The 18829-nt window shown below is 45.6% G+C and carries 13 protein-coding genes; 10 read left to right on the forward strand and 3 right to left on the reverse strand.

Going from position 1 to position 18829, the window contains the following annotated elements; all coding sequences use genetic code 11:
• The first annotated feature begins 9 nt into the window (after positions 1-9).
• Positions 10-549: a GNAT family N-acetyltransferase gene (locus NFI81_RS25680; protein WP_234615562.1), complete on the forward strand. Its 540-nt coding sequence runs from the start codon at positions 10-12 to the stop codon at positions 547-549.
• A 45-nt stretch (positions 550-594) separates the two neighbouring features.
• Here the strand turns inward: NFI81_RS25680 and NFI81_RS25685 are convergent, their stop codons facing one another.
• The gene (locus NFI81_RS25685; RefSeq protein ID WP_234615695.1) at positions 595-1848 is read right to left on the reverse strand and encodes an asparagine synthetase B; all 1254 of its coding nucleotides are present in this window, start codon (positions 1846-1848) and stop codon (positions 595-597) included.
• A 138-nt stretch (positions 1849-1986) separates the two neighbouring features.
• Entirely contained in the window at positions 1987-3699 is a 1713-nt protein-coding gene (locus NFI81_RS25690) for a hypothetical protein (RefSeq protein ID WP_234615561.1), read from the reverse strand.
• Between the two features lie 290 nt (positions 3700-3989).
• Between NFI81_RS25690 and NFI81_RS25695 the strand changes: the two genes are divergently transcribed.
• Entirely contained in the window at positions 3990-5447 is a 1458-nt protein-coding gene (locus NFI81_RS25695; protein ID WP_234615560.1) for a hypothetical protein, read from the forward strand.
• 51 nt (positions 5448-5498) lie between these two features.
• On the opposite strand, the gene NFI81_RS25700 is transcribed toward NFI81_RS25695, so the two are convergent.
• Complete coding sequence (locus NFI81_RS25700; protein WP_234615559.1) at positions 5499-7103, reverse strand: amidase; 1605 nt, start codon at positions 7101-7103, stop codon at positions 5499-5501.
• 423 nt (positions 7104-7526) lie between these two features.
• On the opposite strand from NFI81_RS25700, the gene NFI81_RS25705 reads away from it, so the two are divergent.
• The 8 genes from NFI81_RS25705 to NFI81_RS25740 all read left to right on the forward strand — a co-directional run bounded on the left by NFI81_RS25705 (position 7527) and on the right by NFI81_RS25740 (position 18656).
• On the forward strand, positions 7527-7715 hold the full coding sequence (locus NFI81_RS25705) for a hypothetical protein (protein ID WP_234615558.1): 189 nt from the start codon (positions 7527-7529) through the stop codon (positions 7713-7715).
• A gap of 226 nt (positions 7716-7941) precedes the next feature.
• Positions 7942-8880, forward strand: coding sequence for an FAD:protein FMN transferase (locus tag NFI81_RS25710; protein WP_234615557.1), 939 nt, complete (start codon positions 7942-7944; stop codon positions 8878-8880).
• A 54-nt stretch (positions 8881-8934) separates the two neighbouring features.
• A complete protein-coding gene (pta, locus tag NFI81_RS25715) occupies positions 8935-11028 on the forward strand; it encodes a phosphate acetyltransferase (RefSeq protein WP_234615556.1) in 2094 nt (697 codons plus the stop codon).
• Positions 11025-12254 carry an acetate/propionate family kinase gene (locus NFI81_RS25720; protein ID WP_234615555.1) on the forward strand — a complete coding sequence of 410 codons (1230 nt, stop codon included), beginning with the start codon at positions 11025-11027 and terminating at the stop codon, positions 12252-12254. Before pta ends, NFI81_RS25720 begins: the two co-directional genes overlap by 4 nt.
• Positions 12255-12410: 156 nt before the next feature.
• A complete protein-coding gene (locus NFI81_RS25725) occupies positions 12411-13022 on the forward strand; it encodes a TetR/AcrR family transcriptional regulator (RefSeq protein ID WP_234615554.1) in 612 nt (203 codons plus the stop codon).
• A 58-nt stretch (positions 13023-13080) separates the two neighbouring features.
• Positions 13081-14397: a TolC family protein gene (locus tag NFI81_RS25730; protein WP_234615553.1), complete on the forward strand. Its 1317-nt coding sequence runs from the start codon at positions 13081-13083 to the stop codon at positions 14395-14397.
• A 41-nt stretch (positions 14398-14438) separates the two neighbouring features.
• Positions 14439-15488, forward strand: a complete 1050-nt coding sequence (locus NFI81_RS25735; protein ID WP_234615552.1) for an efflux RND transporter periplasmic adaptor subunit — start codon at positions 14439-14441, stop codon at positions 15486-15488.
• A 21-nt stretch (positions 15489-15509) separates the two neighbouring features.
• Positions 15510-18656: an efflux RND transporter permease subunit gene (locus NFI81_RS25740; RefSeq protein ID WP_234615551.1), complete on the forward strand. Its 3147-nt coding sequence runs from the start codon at positions 15510-15512 to the stop codon at positions 18654-18656.
• Positions 18657-18829 lie beyond the last annotated feature (173 nt).

The raw sequence follows: 18829 nt of genomic DNA on the forward strand, positions 1-18829 counted from the left end.
GAGACAGCCATGAACGAACAAGAACATCACTCAAAAAATGAAGGTTTAACGGATCGTCATCAACATTTAAGTCAAGGTGAATCTGCTTCTACAATCAAAATTGTCGATTACACACCCGAACACGCAAAGGCATTCTACGACTTAAATTATGCCTGGATTTCAGACGCTTATGAAGTAGAGCCGGAAGATGAAAAAGTGCTGGAAGATCCCGAAAAATACTATTTGAAAGACGGTGGCGCAATTCTGGTAGCGCTTTACCAAGGAGAACCGGTAGGCACCTGTGCATTGAAACAAGGCGATCCGGGTGTGGTGGAAATGAGCAAAATGACCGTTTCCAAAGAAATGCGCGGAAAGAAAATCGGGGATTTGCTCGGTTATGCGGTGATCGAAAAAGCGCGGGAGCTGGGTGCGGAAAAGGTTATTTTGTATTCTAATAGAAAAGGCTCGGCCGCAGGCATTAACCTTTACAAAAAGCTGGGGTTTGTCGAAGTGCCGCTAACCGGCCACAACTTCAAACGCGCCGACATTAAAATGGAGCTGAATTTGTAAAAGATGCGACGGAGTCTGCAAGAGTCCGAAGCAGGCGCTCAACTTCTAGGTTTTGCGCTTTTTCTTGCGCGCCGACGGAAACAATACATTATTCAAAATCAGGCGGTAACCCGGTGAATTGGGGTAAAGATTGAGATCGGTTGGCATTCTGCGGCCGCCTCCGCCCCGGCCTTCGGGATCGTGGCCGCCGTAAAATGTCCATTGTCCGCGACCGAGTTCGCCGTAAATGTAGCGGTCCGATGAGGGCGTTGTTCCCATCACCAGCACGCTTGGTTTTACCGTATGTTTTGAGAAAGCGGTGGTTTGTCCCATAAATTCCCTCACCAAATGTTCGTGATTTTGAACAAGCATGGCCGGGATCACATCCCATTTAGCGGAAAAATCAAAGAGTGAAAAATAGGCACCGTCGTCACCCCAGTTCCGGAAGCGGCCTGCGGAGGAATTAATGTCTGAGAAAGTCATTCCTTCGTATTCGTCCAGCTGCAATTTGAAATTCTGGAATGCGAAAGTTTTTTCGAAATCCAGCTTAGACTGTGCGTCCGGGTCCACGCCGTCACCATCCATATTGTCTACAATATCAATGCCTTCGGCTGCCAATGCAATGTCGAATGTCTCCGCACCTGAACACATGGCAAACAAGAAGCCGCCGCCTGCACAAAATTCCTTGATTGCTTTGGCCACTGCCAGTTTCATCTGCGGCACTTTGGCAAACCCAAAACGGCTCGCGATCGATTCCTGGGCCTTCACATCCGCAGGCGTGGTGCGCCGCAGACTTTTACCGAATTGTCCCGTAAAATCTTCATGATGCAAATGCAGCCAGTCGTATTTTGGTAAATCTCCTTTCAGGATTTCCTCGTCATATATCACTTCAAAAGGGATTTCGGCATATTTCAAAACCAGCAAAACGGCGTCCGTATTCTCAAATTCGGAAGGGCTGATCTTGATCGGTGAATAAACAGCGATTTTAGCAGCCTTATGCAGCTTAATGAGATCCATATTTACATTCGGATCGCTGATCTGACTCACAATTTGTGCGCTGGCCGATTCGGATAATACTTCATAGGAAATGGCGCGAAGCTTGCATTCGTTCTCAATGGACTTGCTATAAGCCACCTTAAAGCTTCCACCACGATAATTAAGCAGCCAATCTACATCGATCTCACCTTTCAGCAGCATATATGCCAGACCGTAGGCTTTCAGGTGGTTAGTCTGCGTGTTATCCATCGGGATAAGGATCTGGTTCGCAAAGCTGATATGCGAAATGAGCACCAAAACGAGTAATAGAAACCTCTTCAGCATCATGTGACAGGTTAAAATTTTCAGCGCCGGAAATAGGGGAGAGTAAAATCAAATTTAATTAATATTCATGACATTAAATACTTGCGAATAAGTGATTTATGTAAAAAATTTCGAGGAACAATAATGTCTGAAAAAGCGCTAGAAAAAGCGAATGGTATGCTTGAAAGGCGTAAAACCGGTCAGGAACACAGTGGGAGCCTCAACTGGCGGCAACGCGCCGCGCAATGCAATGTTTTTATGCAATCCTATGCCGGGGCCGAAGGAAATAGTATCACCATTGAAGGTATAACTTCCGGTCCCATCTTTCAGCATCCACGAATCTTTGGCATTTTCAATCTGGATAAGCCCGGAGAATGTGCCGCCCGGCCTGAAAATCAGTTCAACGGCCAGTGGAACGCGTTCGGTGCCTGTGGTTTGTATTTCAATTTGCATGCCGTTTTCTGTTTCGCTGATCAGTACTTTGGTTTCCAGATTCTGCACTTCGCTAACGGGTCGGAAAAGTCGGGGCATTTTTTCCCAGTCCCCGTCTTTTGCAATAAAATCTTTGGGGTAAGGCTGAAAGTAAGGCCCGTCCAATGTCTGGATCAGCTCCCAGCTTTTTCCCTTTTCGTCCAGCTTTTCCGACTGAAACTGGCCTTTGCCAAAAAAGGAAGAAGCGAGCCGCACACCTTGCAAAACCGCATTGCCTTTCATAAATGTGAACCAGGCAGGATTATTGGCGATTAATGTGCTGTCCCAATTTCCCCGCCGGATCCTGACGAGGCCGGAGTTTGGAAATGTTTTGACATAGTTGACCGGCAATGGCTTAGGAGCAGGCAATTCTTTCCATAATGTCTGATCCGCGAGATAGTAATCCAGAAAACCGCCGATTTTTAACCCGGCTGTTTTTTCAATCATTTGACACATAGCGGCATACGCGCCGTTTTGGTCTTTTAATGCCAGATAACGGTAAGGATAATAATAGTTTTCCAATGTGCCGATCAGCGCCTTGTCCTGCCGCCCCGACGCATCCGTAACGATCTCACCATTCGGATGGACATAGAACATGGTCATATCCAGGTTCTTGCGGACACTGTCCAGCAGTTCGGGTTTGTTGAAACCATTGGCAACTGTGATCAGCAGCCGGTCGGTCAGGGATGAGTAAATAAATGTGCTTTTCTCGTTGTATTGCCCATCCTGATCCAAGTCAATGTGCTCGCCCAGCCATTGTTCCGCCCGTGCAACGTATTTGGGGTCGGGCCACAGCGTGTTGAGCTTCGCAAGCGCCGCACACACGACCCACCGGTGATTGGGCGTATGTATCCCGCCCACAGACAGCGCGTTTCCGCCGCGGATCAGGAATGTTTTCAGGTTCGAGAGCATTTTTTCGGAGCCCTTCGTTCCCGATTTCTGGATCAGCGTATATGCAGTAACGAGCCGCTTCACGAGGAAACCCGTGTCTGGTGTTGAATGAAAGTTGGTGGAAAGCAAATCAATGGTCCCATCCTCATGCTGCGTTTTGACCAGATAAAGGGCAGCAAGGTCCATATCGGCCAGCAATTCCTCCGACTGAAAAAAACGGGAAACAGGCGACGAAAGCGCATTGGCTCCTGCCTGTATCAGTGCAGAAGTGGTGTGCGGATTAACCACATCAAAACCATCCATAAGTCCTCCAAATGCAGGATTTGCGGTATCTTTAATCTGGAATTTTCTTATGGATTCAACGCCGGTATCGTTTTGCCTCACCAACGCCTCCAACCATTCGGGCATCTTTTGAATCTTCCTGTTTACAGGACTAAATGCAATAGCGGAAGCAATCGGCAATGCACAAATGGCAGCGGTTGTTCCTTTTACAAATTTTCTTCTGTTCATGCAACCAGTTCGTTATTAATGCATGCAAAAGGATTGAAAACCGAGCGGTTACTTGCTTGTAGAACTTGTATTACAATTTTTCAATTTATTTATAAATTTGGGCTTTGGAATTGATTAAAATTTCCGGCAAATTTGATCCCGCTTTCATAAACAGTAGAATGTTGCTTCAACCGCTTGCTAACTGCATTTTTAAAAGCACCGAATTTTCGGGAGCTTTCATATACAATTGCAGGAGCTGGTCTCGTGCAATCCGTTTGCAAATCGTAACTCACTATCAGTCTGGCTATTAAATGAAAACAACTCTACTTCGCAATTTAAGTCTGGGTTACCTTCTTTTGCCAAATCTCATTTTCTCGCTGGGTTGGTTCCGGTTACCCTTATCCTTACTGCTGGCTCTGGGCATTGTAGGCATCTTTGTTTATAACTATCGCCTCGAAAAAAATAGCCTGGCTGAAATCAGCAACAAGCAGCTTATCCAGATTTCACTGATTTCTCTGGTCATCATTGCGTTTTCCGGAATTGGCGGGTTTTGTTTTCAGGCATTTGACTATTGGGCGCATAATTCTAAATATTATACCCTTTTCAATCATGACTGGCCGGTGCTGTTTAAGGCGAATGGTCGATATGCCTGTCATTACTTCGGGTTTTTCCTCGTCCCTGCACTGATTTCGAAGATGCTGGGCGAATTATCGGGGATAGCGCTTTATTTATGGGCTTCGGTTGGATTGTTTCTGGGCTTTTGCTGGATATTCATTTTTACCGGAAAGAGCTATTTATCCCTTGTCCTTTTCCTGTCTTTGGGAGGCATAGGACATCTGGTCAAAGTGGTTACGCTGAGGCTGATCGGATTGAATTACCACGTGCCGCCGTTTTTTACCGAAATCTGGCCGGTGCTTTATCAGGCGCAATGGGCACCCAACCAGCTGATCCCGATTATCATTGTTTCCTCGATTCTATTTCATGATTATGTGTATCTGAAAAAGCCGGAGCGAAGCTTCCTGGCGGTAATTGCGATTTTTATCTGGGGCATTTTTCCGTCGATCGTCTTCGTGATCATCTTCTCAATGTTAATTCTGCTCCGTTACCGCAATGATATCCGGGCATTTTTCCAGCGCCAGGTGATGATCGATATCCTGATTCCGGGCCTCATCTTTGTTCCGACATTCTTTTATTTCCTATCGGGCAAAGGTTCGGTGATCGCAGGTTTTATCTGGCAGTTTAATCCCTTAAATGAAATTGCTTTTCACTATTTCTTCGGCGTTGTAATCGACCTGGGGGTTTTAATTGGCATTGTATTCATTCTGAATTTGCATAAAAACATCAATCGCGACATTATAATGGCATTGTTCATGCTACTTATCCTGATCTCGCTGGTAAGGATGGGCAAGTGGAACGACTGGTTCCTGAGAGGAAATACGCCTGTTTTGACATTACTTTCTCTTTTTATCCTGCAAGGTTTTTCTGTATGGATCAAAGAGCGTCCGAATTGGTACAAGCTCAAAGTCGCGTATCCGCTGATGCTGTTCCTCCTCATGGGCCTGATCGTCCCGATATCACAAATCCGTCGCGCATTGCAGGAAAATGTGGTAACGTCCATGCTTTTCCCTGATAAGGTTACGTTTAAACCTTACCCTTATAACCAGTTTGAAGACTTTTATGAATTAGGCCTGAATATTTATTCGCAGCAGGAAGCCAACCAGTTTCTTGGCCAGAAAGGCTCTATTTATGAAGTTTATTTAGCCAGATAACACCGACCTTCTGATATCTTCCAGCCCCCGGTCATTGAAACGAAGCGAGCACTACGCTTTAACCGTTTCGATAAACCTGGGGGCTTTTCTGTTTTTAGACGCTTGCTCATATGCGAACGCAATGCGAATTAAATCCGCTTCACCGAATGCTTTACCCAAAAACGAAATGCCGATGGGAAGCTCATCCACAGCACCCATAGGAACCGTTACCGACGGAAAACCGGATATAGCAGCGGGCCCATAACCACCATACCCGGTCCAGAAATCACCATTAACGAGATCATTACACCAGGCAGGTCCGGTGGCGGGTCCGCAAAGTGCATCCAGCTTTTCGGACTCAAATAATGCGTTCAGGGCGTTTCGTACATTCAATATCTTCGTTAATGCATCTTTGTATTCCTTCGATTCCAGATCACCTTTTGCTTGCGAGATTTCAAATAATTCTTGCTGAAAATAAGGCATAGCCTTCGCCGCATTGGCTTTATTGAATGCGATAAGGGCTTCCAGAGACTTTACTTTGGCGTTTGATTTTGAAAGATATTTGTTCAAACCATCCTTGAACTCATATTGCAGCAAAATGGATTCGGCTCCGTCTGTCTTTTGTGTTTTCATATAATCCACTTCGACGATCACGGCGCCTTTTTGCTTCATTTGGTCTAATGCTTTTTTCAGTAAAGCATCCACATCTTCATGCTGTTTCAGGAAATCCTTTTCAATGCCTATGCGTTTGCCATTCAGGCCATTAGCGTCAAGCGATGCAGTGAAATCCGTGAAGTTTTCATAGGCGATAGCAGTTTTGGCCGGGTCGTCAGCGTCGGCCCCAACCATTGCGCTGAGTAACGCGGCAGCATCTGCAACTGTTCTTCCCAAAGGTCCCGCAGTGTCCTGGGTTGCGGATATCGGGATAATGCCTGACCGGCTCACCAAGCCAACGGTTGGCTTAATCCCGACAACGCCATTCATCGCCGCCGGACACGCGATGGAGCCATTGGTTTCTGTACCCACGGCCACCGCGCAAAGGTTTGCTGCAACCGCCGCGCCGGATCCTGAGCTGGACCCGCATGGGGAACGGTCTAGTATGTACGGATTCTTTGTCTGGCCGCCGCGGCTGCTCCATCCGCTTGCAGAACGGGTCGACCGAAAGTTAGCCCACTCGCTCAAATTGGTTTTGCCAAGGATGACTGCACCCGCTTCACGCATTTTTTTCACCACAAATGCATCCAAAGAAGCGATGTTGCCTGCCAGCGCGATCGAGCCCGCTGTTGTCTGCATTTTATCTTTTGTATCAATGTTATCTTTGATCAGAACCGGAATGCCATGCATGGGTCCGCGAACTTTTCCATTTTTCCGTTCTGCATCCATCGCGTCCGCAATGGCAAGTGCATCGGGATTGATCTCGATCACAGCATTTATTTTGGGTCCGTTTTGATCCAATGAGGCAATTTGATCCAGGTAATGCTTTGTAATTGAGTGAGATGACAATGTGCCCTTAGTCATTTGCTCCTGCATCTGTGCAACTGTCATTTCAGCTAATGCGAATGCTGTCGGCGCTTTCTTTCCCTGATCGGCCGGTTTGGATTTACATTGGAAGAATGGAAAAGCAGCAGCGGTAATTCCTGCGGCAGAAGCCAGGCGCACAAAGTTTCGTCTTTTCATAAAAGCATTAGCATCAGTTGAAATGCAATATAAAAAGTCTGCATGCCGAAATGTTACCAGCGGGAATTTTTTTCCGTGAGCTGTTTCCAGATCCAGAACATCAGCCAGAAGGGTGAGATAATAATCGCGGTGATAACCGTTGTCACGGCGAGAATCAGGGCAAACAAAAATCTGAGAATTATGACAATAATCTTGGTCATCGGCTTTGAGTGTGTGTGAGTTGTAGAATAATTTATACTATACTTTCTTGCACCTAGAATATGTTTGACAGTTCGATATAGTAAGCTTATAGTGGCATAGTTAAAAGTAGCTAAATGCCTTTAAATGATTTAAATATATAATATAATTATCACATTTAATTTTGCTGGCATGGTTATTTCTTTAATTTTGTCATTGAAAAATATCACATAAACAGTAATTGTCATGGACTTCATATCAAACATTATATATTATACGGGCAAACTACTTTTCGCAACGATTTTGTTTGTTGCAATGATCATTTCCACCATTGTGTCTCTTCCGTTTATAGGCGCTGGGATGATCAAGGACGCGATTGATTCGCATTCGCATCAGCATGCAGACCGGAATCACCTGGCGGATTATTTTGGATAATACGATATTGACATACTTTATAATAGAAATGGGTGCAGAAATCAGATTCTGCACCCATTTTTTATTCATATACTACTTGAACCTGGCAACATTCGAAGGTCAAGAGAAGTTATTCTCTCAAATCAAATACTTTTGGGATTGATTCAATGTAGATAATGTGGTAAGCAAAATGACCGGAATGTTTTCAGAAGGGATTAATAAGTGCGTTTTAATACTGGGGTTGAGCATGTTGACCTCGCTGGCTCACGCGCAGGAAAGTCGATATAGTTTTGAAAAAGGGATGATGGGTTCTCCGTTTAAACTCGTTTTTTATGCCAAAAATGACTCCATAGCTAATATTGCAGCGCAAAGTGCATTCAAGAGAATTGAAAAACTGAATGAAATATTGAGCGATTACCGGGATGGAAGTGAAATAAATTTGCTTTCGGCCCAATCGGGAAACGGCAAATGGATTCCCGTGAGTGACGATCTCTACAACATTCTGGCAATCAGTCAGGATATCAGCAAAAAGACGGATGGCGCTTTCGATGCAACATTAGGCCCCGTGGTGCAAATGTGGCGCCACGCGACGAGAAAAGGGATCTTTCCCAAAGAAGCGGAGATTAAGGAAGCAATGTTGAAAACGGGTTATACGAAGATGAAGCTTGATCTGAAATCGAAAAGTGTTTTTCTTTCACAAAAAGGAATGAGGCTCGACATTGGCGGTTTGGGTAAAGGATTTGCCGCGGAAGAAGCTGTAAACGTTTTGCAAACGTTTGGAATAAAGTCAATCATGATGGATGCGGGCGGTAAAATTGTGCTGACCAATCCGCCTCCGGGAGCGAAAGGATGGAACATTACCATTTCAAACGGAAGTGATTCGCTGAAAACAATGCCTTTGTCGAACGTCGCACTGGCGACTTCCGGCCCCACTTATCGCTATATGGAATACAATGGGATCAGATATTCGCACATTGTGGATCCGAAATCGGGCATCGGGCTGTTATTTCATGTTAGAACGACTGTCATTTCACCGGACGGGACGGTCGCGGATGCGTTGGCAACTGCATTCAGCGTGGCCGGAATTGAGAAAAGTAAAAAGATCATTACATTGTTTCCCGAGAGCAAAGTTTGGCTGGTGGAAAAGAAAGATGAACGTGTAGCCGACTGGAATACATTGGAATAGTTTTTTAGCCCTCACCCGAAAGCACAGGTATACCGCTTTTCTCAGCTACCATTTATGACAAAGACCATTTTTATCGCTTCCGCGGAGCCATATGCAGGGAAGTCCGTGATTGCATTGGGCCTCGTGAACATGCTTTTGTCCAAGACAAAGAAGATCGGTTTTTTCAAACCTATCATTTCCCAGCAGGAACCGGGTCGCAAAGACAAGCACATTGAGGCCATTATCAATTACTTTTCATTGCCTATTCCTTACGAAGATACATTTGCTTTCACCCGCCAGGAAGTTTTGCAGCATCCCGAATCGGAGAACTGGGGCGAAATGATCAACACCATTATCAGCAAATTCAAAAAGCTGGAAGAGGCTTATGATTTCACCGTCATTGAGGGAAGCGACTTTTTGGGCGAAGGCATTGCTTTTGAATTCGAATCCAATGCGGCCATTGCTAAAAATCTGGGTGCGCCGGTGCTGACGATCATTAATGGCGAAAATAAATCAACAGCACAGATCATTAATTCGTCGCTGAATGTGCTGCGGAATTTTGAGTCGCGCGAAGTTCAGGTGCTGGGCATTGTAGCGAACAGAGTGAAGGCTGAGCAGGTGGATGATGTGCGGGAGTTGCTGCGTATGCAGTTACCGGACGACATTATGCTTACCGTCATTCCCTGGGAAAAGGCGTTGCAAAGCCCGACTATGCGCGAGATAACCGACGCGCTGGATGCCAAAGTTTTATTCGGAGAACACTTACTTTCGAGTCAGGTCGATAATTACGTGACGGGCGCCATGATGCTGCCCAACTTTTTGAAACATATTAAAGAGAATGTGCTGATCATCACGCCGGGCGACCGGGGTGACATTGTGATTGGCGCATTGCAGGCCAACCTTTCCACCAATTATCCCAAAGTGGCAGGCATAGTCCTCACCGCCGGCACCATTCCGGAAGAACCCGTAATCCGGCTTATTGAAGGTTTGCAGACCATTATTCCCATCATCTCGGTGCAACAGGGCACATTTGGAACGACTACGGCCATTGGCGCCATACATTCCCGGATCACCGCGGACAACACCAAGAAGATTGAGCTGGCCATTGACACGTTTGAAAAATATGTGGATATGAAAGTGCTGGATGATAAGATCATTACATTCCAGCCAGAAGGAATTACGCCGCATATGTTTCAATATCAGCTCGTTAAATGGGCTAAAAGCCAGAAAAAACACATTGTGCTTCCCGAAGGAAACGATGACCGGATTCTCCGTGCTGCGGCAAGGTTAATAAGTCAAAACGTCGTGGATTTAACCATTCTGGGCGATCCGACGGAAGTGGCTGCGGCTGTAAAAAGACTCGGCATTGATCTGGATCTGAATGTGGTAAGGATTGTGAATCCGGCTAATTCCGAAAATTATGAAGATTACGTGGAAACGCTTTATGAGCTGCGTAAGAACAAAAATGTGAATCTCGAAATGGCGCGTGACCTGATGACCGACGTTTCTTATTTCGGAACAATGATGGTTTACAAAGGTCATGCGGATGGAATGGTGTCCGGTGCGGTGCATACCACGCAGCATACGATCCGGCCGGCTCTGCAGTTTATCAAAACCAAACCAGGCGTTTCCATCGTTTCCTCCATCTTCTTTATGTGCCTGCCCGACCGCGTCGCCATCTTCGGCGATTGCGCGGTTAACCCTAATCCAACCGCTTCGCAGCTGGCAGACATTGCTATTTCCTCCGCCGAAAGCAGCGCGAGATTCGGCATTGAGCCACGTATTGCCATGCTTTCCTATTCTTCGGGAACTTCGGGAGAAGGGGAGGATGTGGAACGTGTTCGGGAAGCGACGGCCATTGTAAAAGAGCGCGCACCGCATTTGAAAGTGGAAGGGCCTATCCAGTATGATGCGGCCGTGGACCCCATTGTAGGAAACCAGAAATTATCGAATTCCGAAGTTGCAGGAAAAGCCAGCGTGCTGATTTTCCCTGATTTAAATACAGGAAATAACACATATAAGGCCGTTCAGCGCGAAACAGGAGCATTGGCGATCGGTCCAATGTTGCAGGGATTAAACAAACCCATCAACGACCTCAGCCGCGGCTGCACCGTCGACGATATTTTTAACACCGTGGTAATCACCGCCATTCAATGTCAGCAGGAATGAACATTCTCATCATCAATTCAGGAAGCAGCTCGCTTAAATATCAGTTTTTCAAAATGCCGGGGCAAAAACCGCTTTGCGTCGGGATTATTGAAAGGATAGGAAAGGAGAATTGCTTCATCAGGCATAAAGTGCTGAAAGACGATGGCGAAAAGCTTACTGAAAGGACTTTTTTTGTGAAGGACCATGTGGAGGGATTACAAAATGTGGTGCAATTGCTCACGGATCCTGAAACAGGCGTTATTGAAAAAACTGGCGAAATTGAAGTGGTAGGGCATCGTGTCGTTCACGGAGGCGAATACTTTACAACTGCTGTGATGGTAACAGAGGAAGTGAAAGAGAAGATACGCTCACTTTTCTCGCTGGCACCGCTGCATAATCCGGTCAACTACAAATGCATTGAAATCGCCGAAAAGACTTTTCCGAATGCAAAACAAGTTGCTGTTTTTGACACCGCTTTCCATCAATCCATGCCGGAATATGCTTTTCGCTATGCTATTCCTGAGAAATATTATTCCGAAATGCGGATTCGCGCTTATGGATTTCACGGCACCAGCCACAAGTTTGTAACCACGGCAGCAATGGCCTGGATGAACAAACCGGATGCAAAAATCATCAGCATTCATTTGGGGAACGGGTGCAGTATTACGGCCGTGGATGCTGGTAAGTCGTTGGATACCAGCATGGGTTTCGGGCCTTTGAGCGGACTTATTATGGGCACAAGATCGGGTGACATTGACCCGTCGGTTATCCTGCATTTGCTTCGCCAAGAGCGCAAAACGCCGGATGAAATGGATATTTTGCTTAACAAACAGTCCGGTATGGCAGGACTCACGGGTCATAGCGACATGCGTGATGTGCGAAAACTGCTTGAAATGGGCAATTATGATGCAGAATTGGCCGCTGATATGTTCGCTTACCGCATAAAAAAATACATGGGTTCTTACGCTGCAACGCTGAATGGTCTGGATGCGATCATTTTCACGGCCGGGGTAGGCGAGAATGACCCGCAAATGCGTGAGCGCGTGTGTAAGGACATGGAATTTTTAGGTCTAAAGATCGATACGGAGCGAAACCGGCTCAAGTCAGACGGGATAAACGAAATTAGTGCATCGGATTCGCGGATAAAAATACTGGTTGTGCCTACTAATGAGGAGTTTGAAATTGCCCGGCAGAGCTATGAACTCCTCAGCGAAGAGCCACCTTGCGAGCAAATTGAATTGTATTAATTTGATAAATATTAGTTTTAAATTATAGTTTTAAATGGTTGTTTAAATTAATCATTTAAAATGTTTGCGGAATTAAAAAAAATGCAGACCTTTGGTTTGTATTAATACAATGAGCATTAATAAAAGACCTGACAGAAATTTAAATAGGATAAGCAAGTGAAGTGTATTACGGAAAAAAGTGAGGATAAGATCAAGGATGCGGCGAGGAGGGTTTTTCTGAAAAAAGGCTTTGACGGAACCACGTCGCGCGACATTGCCCGCGAAGCTGACATGAATATTGCATTGACCAATTATTATTTCAGGAGTAAAGAGAAGCTGTTTTTAGAGATTTTCAGTGAAGTGTTTGCCATGTATTTCAACAACACTATTGAAATACTAAATAAGAAGATCGGCATTAAGGAAAAGATCTCGGAAATGATTGAGCATGATTTCGCAATGATGAAAAACGAGCCGGATATGGTTATTTTCATTATGAATGAAATCCACAAAGAGCCGGATCGCTTGTTTACCGGAATGTCACATTTCAAGCAGTTACAGGAAACCTATTTCACCCAGCAGCTCGAAGAAGGCATTGCCGAGGGAACGATCAGGGATATGCGTCTGCAAAACTTGCTGCCGCTGATCAAATGTTCGGTCGAGTTCATCTATCTGGCTAAACCGATTCACAAGAAATTGTACAATATGACAGACGAGGACTTTGAAAAATTTGCCGAAACACAAAAAGAGCACATTAAGGAAATGATTTGCAGTTATCTGGTAATCGGTTAAATTTTTTTGGCCCTGGTTTAAACAAACATTTAAAATAAACATTTACTTGAATTTAGCCATGAAATTAAAATTTCATATCGCAGCCCTATTGTCTTTTTTGGCACTGGGCAGCACTCAGGCGCAGGAATTTTCGCTGCCGCAACTCTTAGAATTAGCCATGAAAAATGATTTTAGCATTCAGTCCGCCAGAATGGATGAAAGAAAAACGAATGCGAAAATCGACGAAGTGAAATCCGCGCTGCTTCCCAGTGTGAATGTTTCGGGAGATTACAAACGCTATTTCAAAATTCCCGGCCAGGTGGTGCCTGCAAGTGCATTTGGCGGACCGGAAGGTCAGTACAGCACATTGGCTTTTGGCTTGCCCTACAACTTGTCTACCACGGCGCAAGTGACTCAAAATCTGTACAATCCATCTATAAAATATGCATTGAAAGCGGCTAATCTTAACCGGGAACTGACCTCATTAAGCACGGTCAAAACCAAGGAAGATGTGGCTTATAATGTTACCGACGCTTATTACAATCTCGTAACTGTTGTGCAGCAAATGGCTTTTCTGGACAGCAACCTTATCTCGTTGGACCGGATGTACAAAGTTTCCGATCTGCTTTATCAGAACAAATTGGGTCAGCGCGTGGATGTGGACAGGATTTTGATCAATAAAACCACTACGGAAACGCAGCTGGAAACATTGAAAGACAACTACAACCAATTGGTAAACTTGCTGAAATATTACACCGGAACGCCTCAGTCAGAGCAAATGCGTATAGCGGTTAGCGTCAGTGATGTTTCGCTTCCCTCGCAGTCTCAGGATGCCGAGTTAAAGCGCACGGATGTAGCTTTATTGCAAAAGCAACGCGATTTGAATGAGTTGCAGGACAAGAACATTAAGTCTGGATTTATCCCCACTGTAAACGCTTACGGAACAGCTAATATGGCTTTTTATGCCAAGGCTGGGGAGAATTCAACCTTCCAGGATGTGCCCGGTTATTGGGCTGGTTTGCAGCTGAACTGGAGTGTTTTTGACGGAATGGCCAGAAGGGCGAAAAGGAGTCAGAATCAGATTGATAATGAGAAATTGAATGTGCAGCTGCGGCAAGTGAAAGAGTCCATAGCTATGGAAGAAGCCAATGCGCGGAACAAATTTGCTGTGGAGCAAAGGAACATTAATGCCAGAAAAGACCAGGTTGCGCTTGCAGAAAGAGTCTATAAGCAGATCCAGCTGCAATTCAAGGAAGGAACGGTTTCGCTGACGGATGTAATTCAAGCCGAAAACAGCAACCTCGACGCGCAAAGCAACTATCTGACTTCTCTGGTTCAATTGCTGAAGGCCGAGCTGGAATGGAAGAAAGCGACCGGATCATTAATACAAAAATAAGATACTCAATTACTTCTGTACTAAACATTAACATCAAGATTATGAAACGCTTACTTATATTTTTAGCCGTGATTGCCGGCATCGGACTTACTGCGGCAAAATTGCTGGACAACAAAGAAAAAACAGCACAGAAAGTTTACATACCCGACACAGATCCCAAAGTAGGTGTAAGAGTTGCCGTCGCAGAAATACGGCGATTGTCGCAGGAAGCATCCTTTTTGGGATCTTTTACTCCTAACCGGAAAGTGGAAATCCGTCCGCAAGCAGGCGGTGAAATCGTTCGCCTGAACATTCAGGAAGGGCAGTTTGTAAAAGCAGGACAATTGATCGCCAAGCTGGATGATGAGCAGCTGCGTTATCAGATTGAGGCTGCGCAGGTTACATTGGAAGGTTATCAGAATGATTTGAAAAGATACGAAGTGCTTGTAAAAGGCGATGCGGTTCCGGCTGTAAACCTGGAAAGAACGCAACTGAGCATTCGCAGCACCGAAGCGCAGATCAAACAATTGAAAAAACAGGTTAGCAACACGAACATTATCGCACCGTTTTCGGGCATAGTAACAGCGAAAATGGTTGAAAAGGGTTCAGTAGTGAGTATAGGAACGCCGATGGCAGAAATAACAGACATTTCGCTGTTGAAACTGGTGGTGAACATTCCCGAAAAATCAGTGAATGAATTCCGCAACGGCAAAACGATTGGCATTAAAACAGACGTTTATCCCGACGCCAATTTCAGCGGAAAAGTGACCATGGTAAGCGCAGAAGGTGACGATGCGCATAATTATCCGGTTGAGATTACGGTTCAGAATTCTCAGAAAAATCCATTAAAAGCAGGCATGTACGGTTCTATCGCCAATGCTGCCGAACTGAAAGGCGAAGCGCTGGCCATTCCCCGTCAGGCGATCACCGGTTCTGCAAAGCAGCCGCAGGTTTATGTGGTGGAAAATGGCAAAGCCAAGTTGCGTGATGTAGGCATCGGAGCCACGACCAATGAATTTTATGAGATCACAAAAGGACTGAAAGCAGGCGACAAAGTGGTTACCAGTGGCCAGATCAATCTGCAAAACGGCACTTCTGTTATTGCACAATAACCCATATTAGCCAGAGAAAACATGAAATTTATTCAAACCATATTAAAACGTCCGTCGATGATTATCGTGCTGTTCGCAGTGCTGATCCTCGGGGGGCTCGTTTCCTACACACAGCTGAATTACATGCTGTTGCCGGAGTTTTCAGTGCCAACAATCACAATCACAACGGTTTATCCAGGCGCGGCTCCAACGGAAGTGGAATCCGAAGTGAGCAAGAAGATCGAAGATGCCGTTTCAGGGCTGGACAACATTAAGGAAGTCACTTCCAAGTCGCTTGAAAGCGCGTCGCTCGTTATCGTAGAATTCAAGGCAGGAACGGACATTGACAAAGCATTGGAAGATGCGCAGCGCGATGTGAACAACATGCTGAGCGATTTGCCCGACGATGCGGAAACGCCTTCTTTGTCTAAAATCTCACCTAGCGACCAGCCTATTATGCAGCTGCTTGCCACTTCAAGCTTGCCTAATGAAGTGTTTTACCAGCAAGTTGAAGATAAATATCTGCCCATACTAACGCAGATCGAAGGCGTTGCCGAAATCACAATGACCGGTGGCGATCAGCGTGAGATCCGTGTAAATGTAAATAATGACAAGCTTAACTTTTACGGTTTATCGCTATTGCAGGTCACGCAGGCCATTAACCAGGCTAATCTCGACTTCCCGACAGGAAAAGTAAAGAGCACAAGCGAAAACATGACATTGCGCCTCGCCGGGAAGTTTACTTCTATTGACGATATAAGAAATCTGGTGATCACTTCGCCCGTAACCGGCAGCCCAATCCGGGTAGGCGATGTAGCCAACATCACTGACGGTCTTACGGACGCAGAGAGCATCAGCCGTTATAATGGCGTCAACGGGATCGGGTTATTTGTAAAAAAGCAATCGGATGCGAATGCGGTGGAAATCAGTAAATCCATTCAGGCGAAGCTTTCGGAAATAGAAAAAACAAATGCGAAGGACAAAGTAAAATTTGCGATCGCTTATGACAGCAGCATTTTCACATTGGAATCGGTTGAGGCTGTAACGCATGACTTGATCATCGCGGTGATCCTGGTGGCGGCGGTGATGCTTTTGTTCCTGCACAGTTTCAGAAACGCATTCATTGTCATGGTGTCGGTTCCGGCATCATTGATCGCGGCTTTCCTTTTCATGTATTTAATGGGTTACTCGCTGAACCTGATGACATTACTGGCACTTTCGCTGGTGATCGGGATCCTGGTCGACGACTCCATTGTAATCCTGGAAAACATTCAGCGACATCTGGAAATGGGTAAAAATCGCTGGGACGCGACCATAGAAGGCGTTACCGAAATCGGATTTGCAGCATTGGCGATCACGCTCGTGATTGTGGTGGTTTTTGTTCCGATCACATTCGTAAACTCGGTTATCGCCGATTTGCTTCGTCAATTCAGCTTAACAGTTGCATTTGCAACAATGGTCAGCTTGCTCGTAAGTTTCACGCTTACGCCCTGGATGACTTCCAAAATGGCGCGGATAGAGCATTTAGATCCGAAAAATCCCGTTCAGGCCTTCTTATTATGGTTTGAAAAAGGACTTACTAAAATGACCAAATGGTATCACGGCAGTTTGCAGTGGGTTTTGGGTCATAAGCTCGCATTTTCAGGAATTCTGGTAGCAATATTCGGGATGACGGTTTGGGTGATGAGTTTAGGAATTATCGGTTCCGAGTTCGTTGCAGAAGGTGATCAGGGCAAGTTTTTGCTAACCATGAAATTGGACAAAAGCGCTTCTTTGCAACAGAATAACCTTACTTCCAGACAGATAGAGGATTATTTGAGAAAAAAACCTGAGGTAAAAACGATCTTTGCCAACGTAGGCGGAGCGAGCACAGGGTTGAACAGCTCCGGGCGCGGCGAAACAAACAGAACGGAATTGACCGTCGAATTAATCCCGGCAGACGAACGCGCCAATGCACAACCGACTGAGGATTACATGCTTTCCGTGCGTAAAGAGTTGGAACAGAAGTTTGCAGGCATTGAATTCAATTCAGCAGCCGTAGGGATGGTAAACTCAGGTGCTTCTCCGATCGAGATCTTTTTGAGTGGTGATGATCTGGATAAAATCCTTGTATCGGCCAATGATCTCGCCAACAGATTAAGAAAAACACCGGGTGCTAACGACGTGAATGTGTCCGTGGAAGCCGGTAACCCGGAAGTAAGGGTCGAAATAGACCGTGAAAAAATGGCGAAACTTGGGCTGGACATTCAGACCGTAGGCGCAACCATGCAGAATGCTTTCGCGGGAAATGACGATTCAAAATACAGGGATGGCGGTGAAGATTACGAGATCCGCATTATGCTGGATGCATTCGACCGTAAGAATCCGGATGATGTCAAAAATATAAACTTTTACAGTCCGGCTGCGAAACGTCCGGTGCGCCTGGCCGAGTTCGCGAACGTAAGCCTGAGCAACGGGCCGTCGATTGTAGAGCGGAAAAACCGTCGTTCATCCGTGACGGTGACCGCTAATACATTAGGGATTGGATCGGGAACATTGGTGAGCAATATTCAGCAGGGCTTAATCGAAAAGCCTCTTCCGTCTGACGTTATATTGACTTGGGGAGGTGATGCGAAAAACCAGAGCGAAGGTTTTGGTTCGTTAGGTCTGGCGATGCTTGCGGGGCTGGTTTTGGTATACTTTATCATGGTGTTGCTCTACGATAGTTTTGTTTATCCGCTTGTCGTATTGTTCTCCATCCCGGTTGCCGTTGTCGGGGCACTTTTGGCTCTCGCATTATCGTCGTCAAACATCGGTATTTTCGCTCTTTTGGGGATGCTGATGCTGATTGGGCTTGTAGTTAAAAATGCAATTCTGATCGTGGACTTTGCCAATCAGCAAAAAGAGCTAGGCGTGCCGTTCAGGGAAGCGATTTTGATTGCCGGTGAAGAGCGTCTCAGGCCGATTTTAATGACAACCATTGCGATGGTGATCGGAATGGTGCCTATTGCAACGGCAACAGGAGCAGGTGCGGAGTGGAAAAACTCGCTGGCATGGGTTTTAATTGGCGGGTTGACCAGCTCAATGCTTTTAACCATCTATCTGGTACCAATGATGTATTATCTGGTTGACAGGGTTGGTGAAAAGTGGGCTTCATTCAGATTCCGTTCTCGCCCGGTAACCAAAAGTATAGTGGTTGAGGAAGCTTAGCCGGAATAAACGTTAACATGAAAAAATACCTGTTTGAGGAAGTGCCCATTTTTGAAATACTGAAAACAAAGTTGGTCAGAACTTGACATTTTAGCGGCTGGAAGGGTAAAAAGTGCAAAAAGTTTTTTTTCATGTTAACGGTAAAATGCAAAATGAATAGGTGATTTGATGAA

It is taken from the genome of Dyadobacter fanqingshengii (assembly GCF_023822005.2).
In the GTDB taxonomy this organism is placed as follows: domain Bacteria; phylum Bacteroidota; class Bacteroidia; order Cytophagales; family Spirosomataceae; genus Dyadobacter; species Dyadobacter fanqingshengii.

Excerpts from the sequence above, each read along its gene's own strand:
- NFI81_RS25680 (WP_234615562.1), top strand. The coding sequence starts at position 10 with ATGAACGAACAAGAACATCACTCAAAAAATGAAGGTTTAACGGATCGT.
- NFI81_RS25685 (WP_234615695.1), bottom strand. The coding sequence starts at position 1,848 with ATGCTGAAGAGGTTTCTATTACTCGTTTTGGTGCTCATTTCGCATATC.
- NFI81_RS25690 (WP_234615561.1), bottom strand. The coding sequence starts at position 3,699 with ATGAACAGAAGAAAATTTGTAAAAGGAACAACCGCTGCCATTTGTGCA.
- NFI81_RS25695 (WP_234615560.1), top strand. The coding sequence starts at position 3,990 with ATGAAAACAACTCTACTTCGCAATTTAAGTCTGGGTTACCTTCTTTTG.
- NFI81_RS25700 (WP_234615559.1), bottom strand. The coding sequence starts at position 7,103 with ATGAAAAGACGAAACTTTGTGCGCCTGGCTTCTGCCGCAGGAATTACC.
- NFI81_RS25705 (WP_234615558.1), top strand. The coding sequence starts at position 7,527 with ATGGACTTCATATCAAACATTATATATTATACGGGCAAACTACTTTTC.
- NFI81_RS25710 (WP_234615557.1), top strand. The coding sequence starts at position 7,942 with ATGTTGACCTCGCTGGCTCACGCGCAGGAAAGTCGATATAGTTTTGAA.
- pta (WP_234615556.1), top strand. The coding sequence starts at position 8,935 with ATGACAAAGACCATTTTTATCGCTTCCGCGGAGCCATATGCAGGGAAG.
- NFI81_RS25720 (WP_234615555.1), top strand. The coding sequence starts at position 11,025 with ATGAACATTCTCATCATCAATTCAGGAAGCAGCTCGCTTAAATATCAG.
- NFI81_RS25730 (WP_234615553.1), top strand. The coding sequence starts at position 13,081 with ATGAAATTAAAATTTCATATCGCAGCCCTATTGTCTTTTTTGGCACTG.
- NFI81_RS25735 (WP_234615552.1), top strand. The coding sequence starts at position 14,439 with ATGAAACGCTTACTTATATTTTTAGCCGTGATTGCCGGCATCGGACTT.
- NFI81_RS25740 (WP_234615551.1), top strand. The coding sequence starts at position 15,510 with ATGAAATTTATTCAAACCATATTAAAACGTCCGTCGATGATTATCGTG.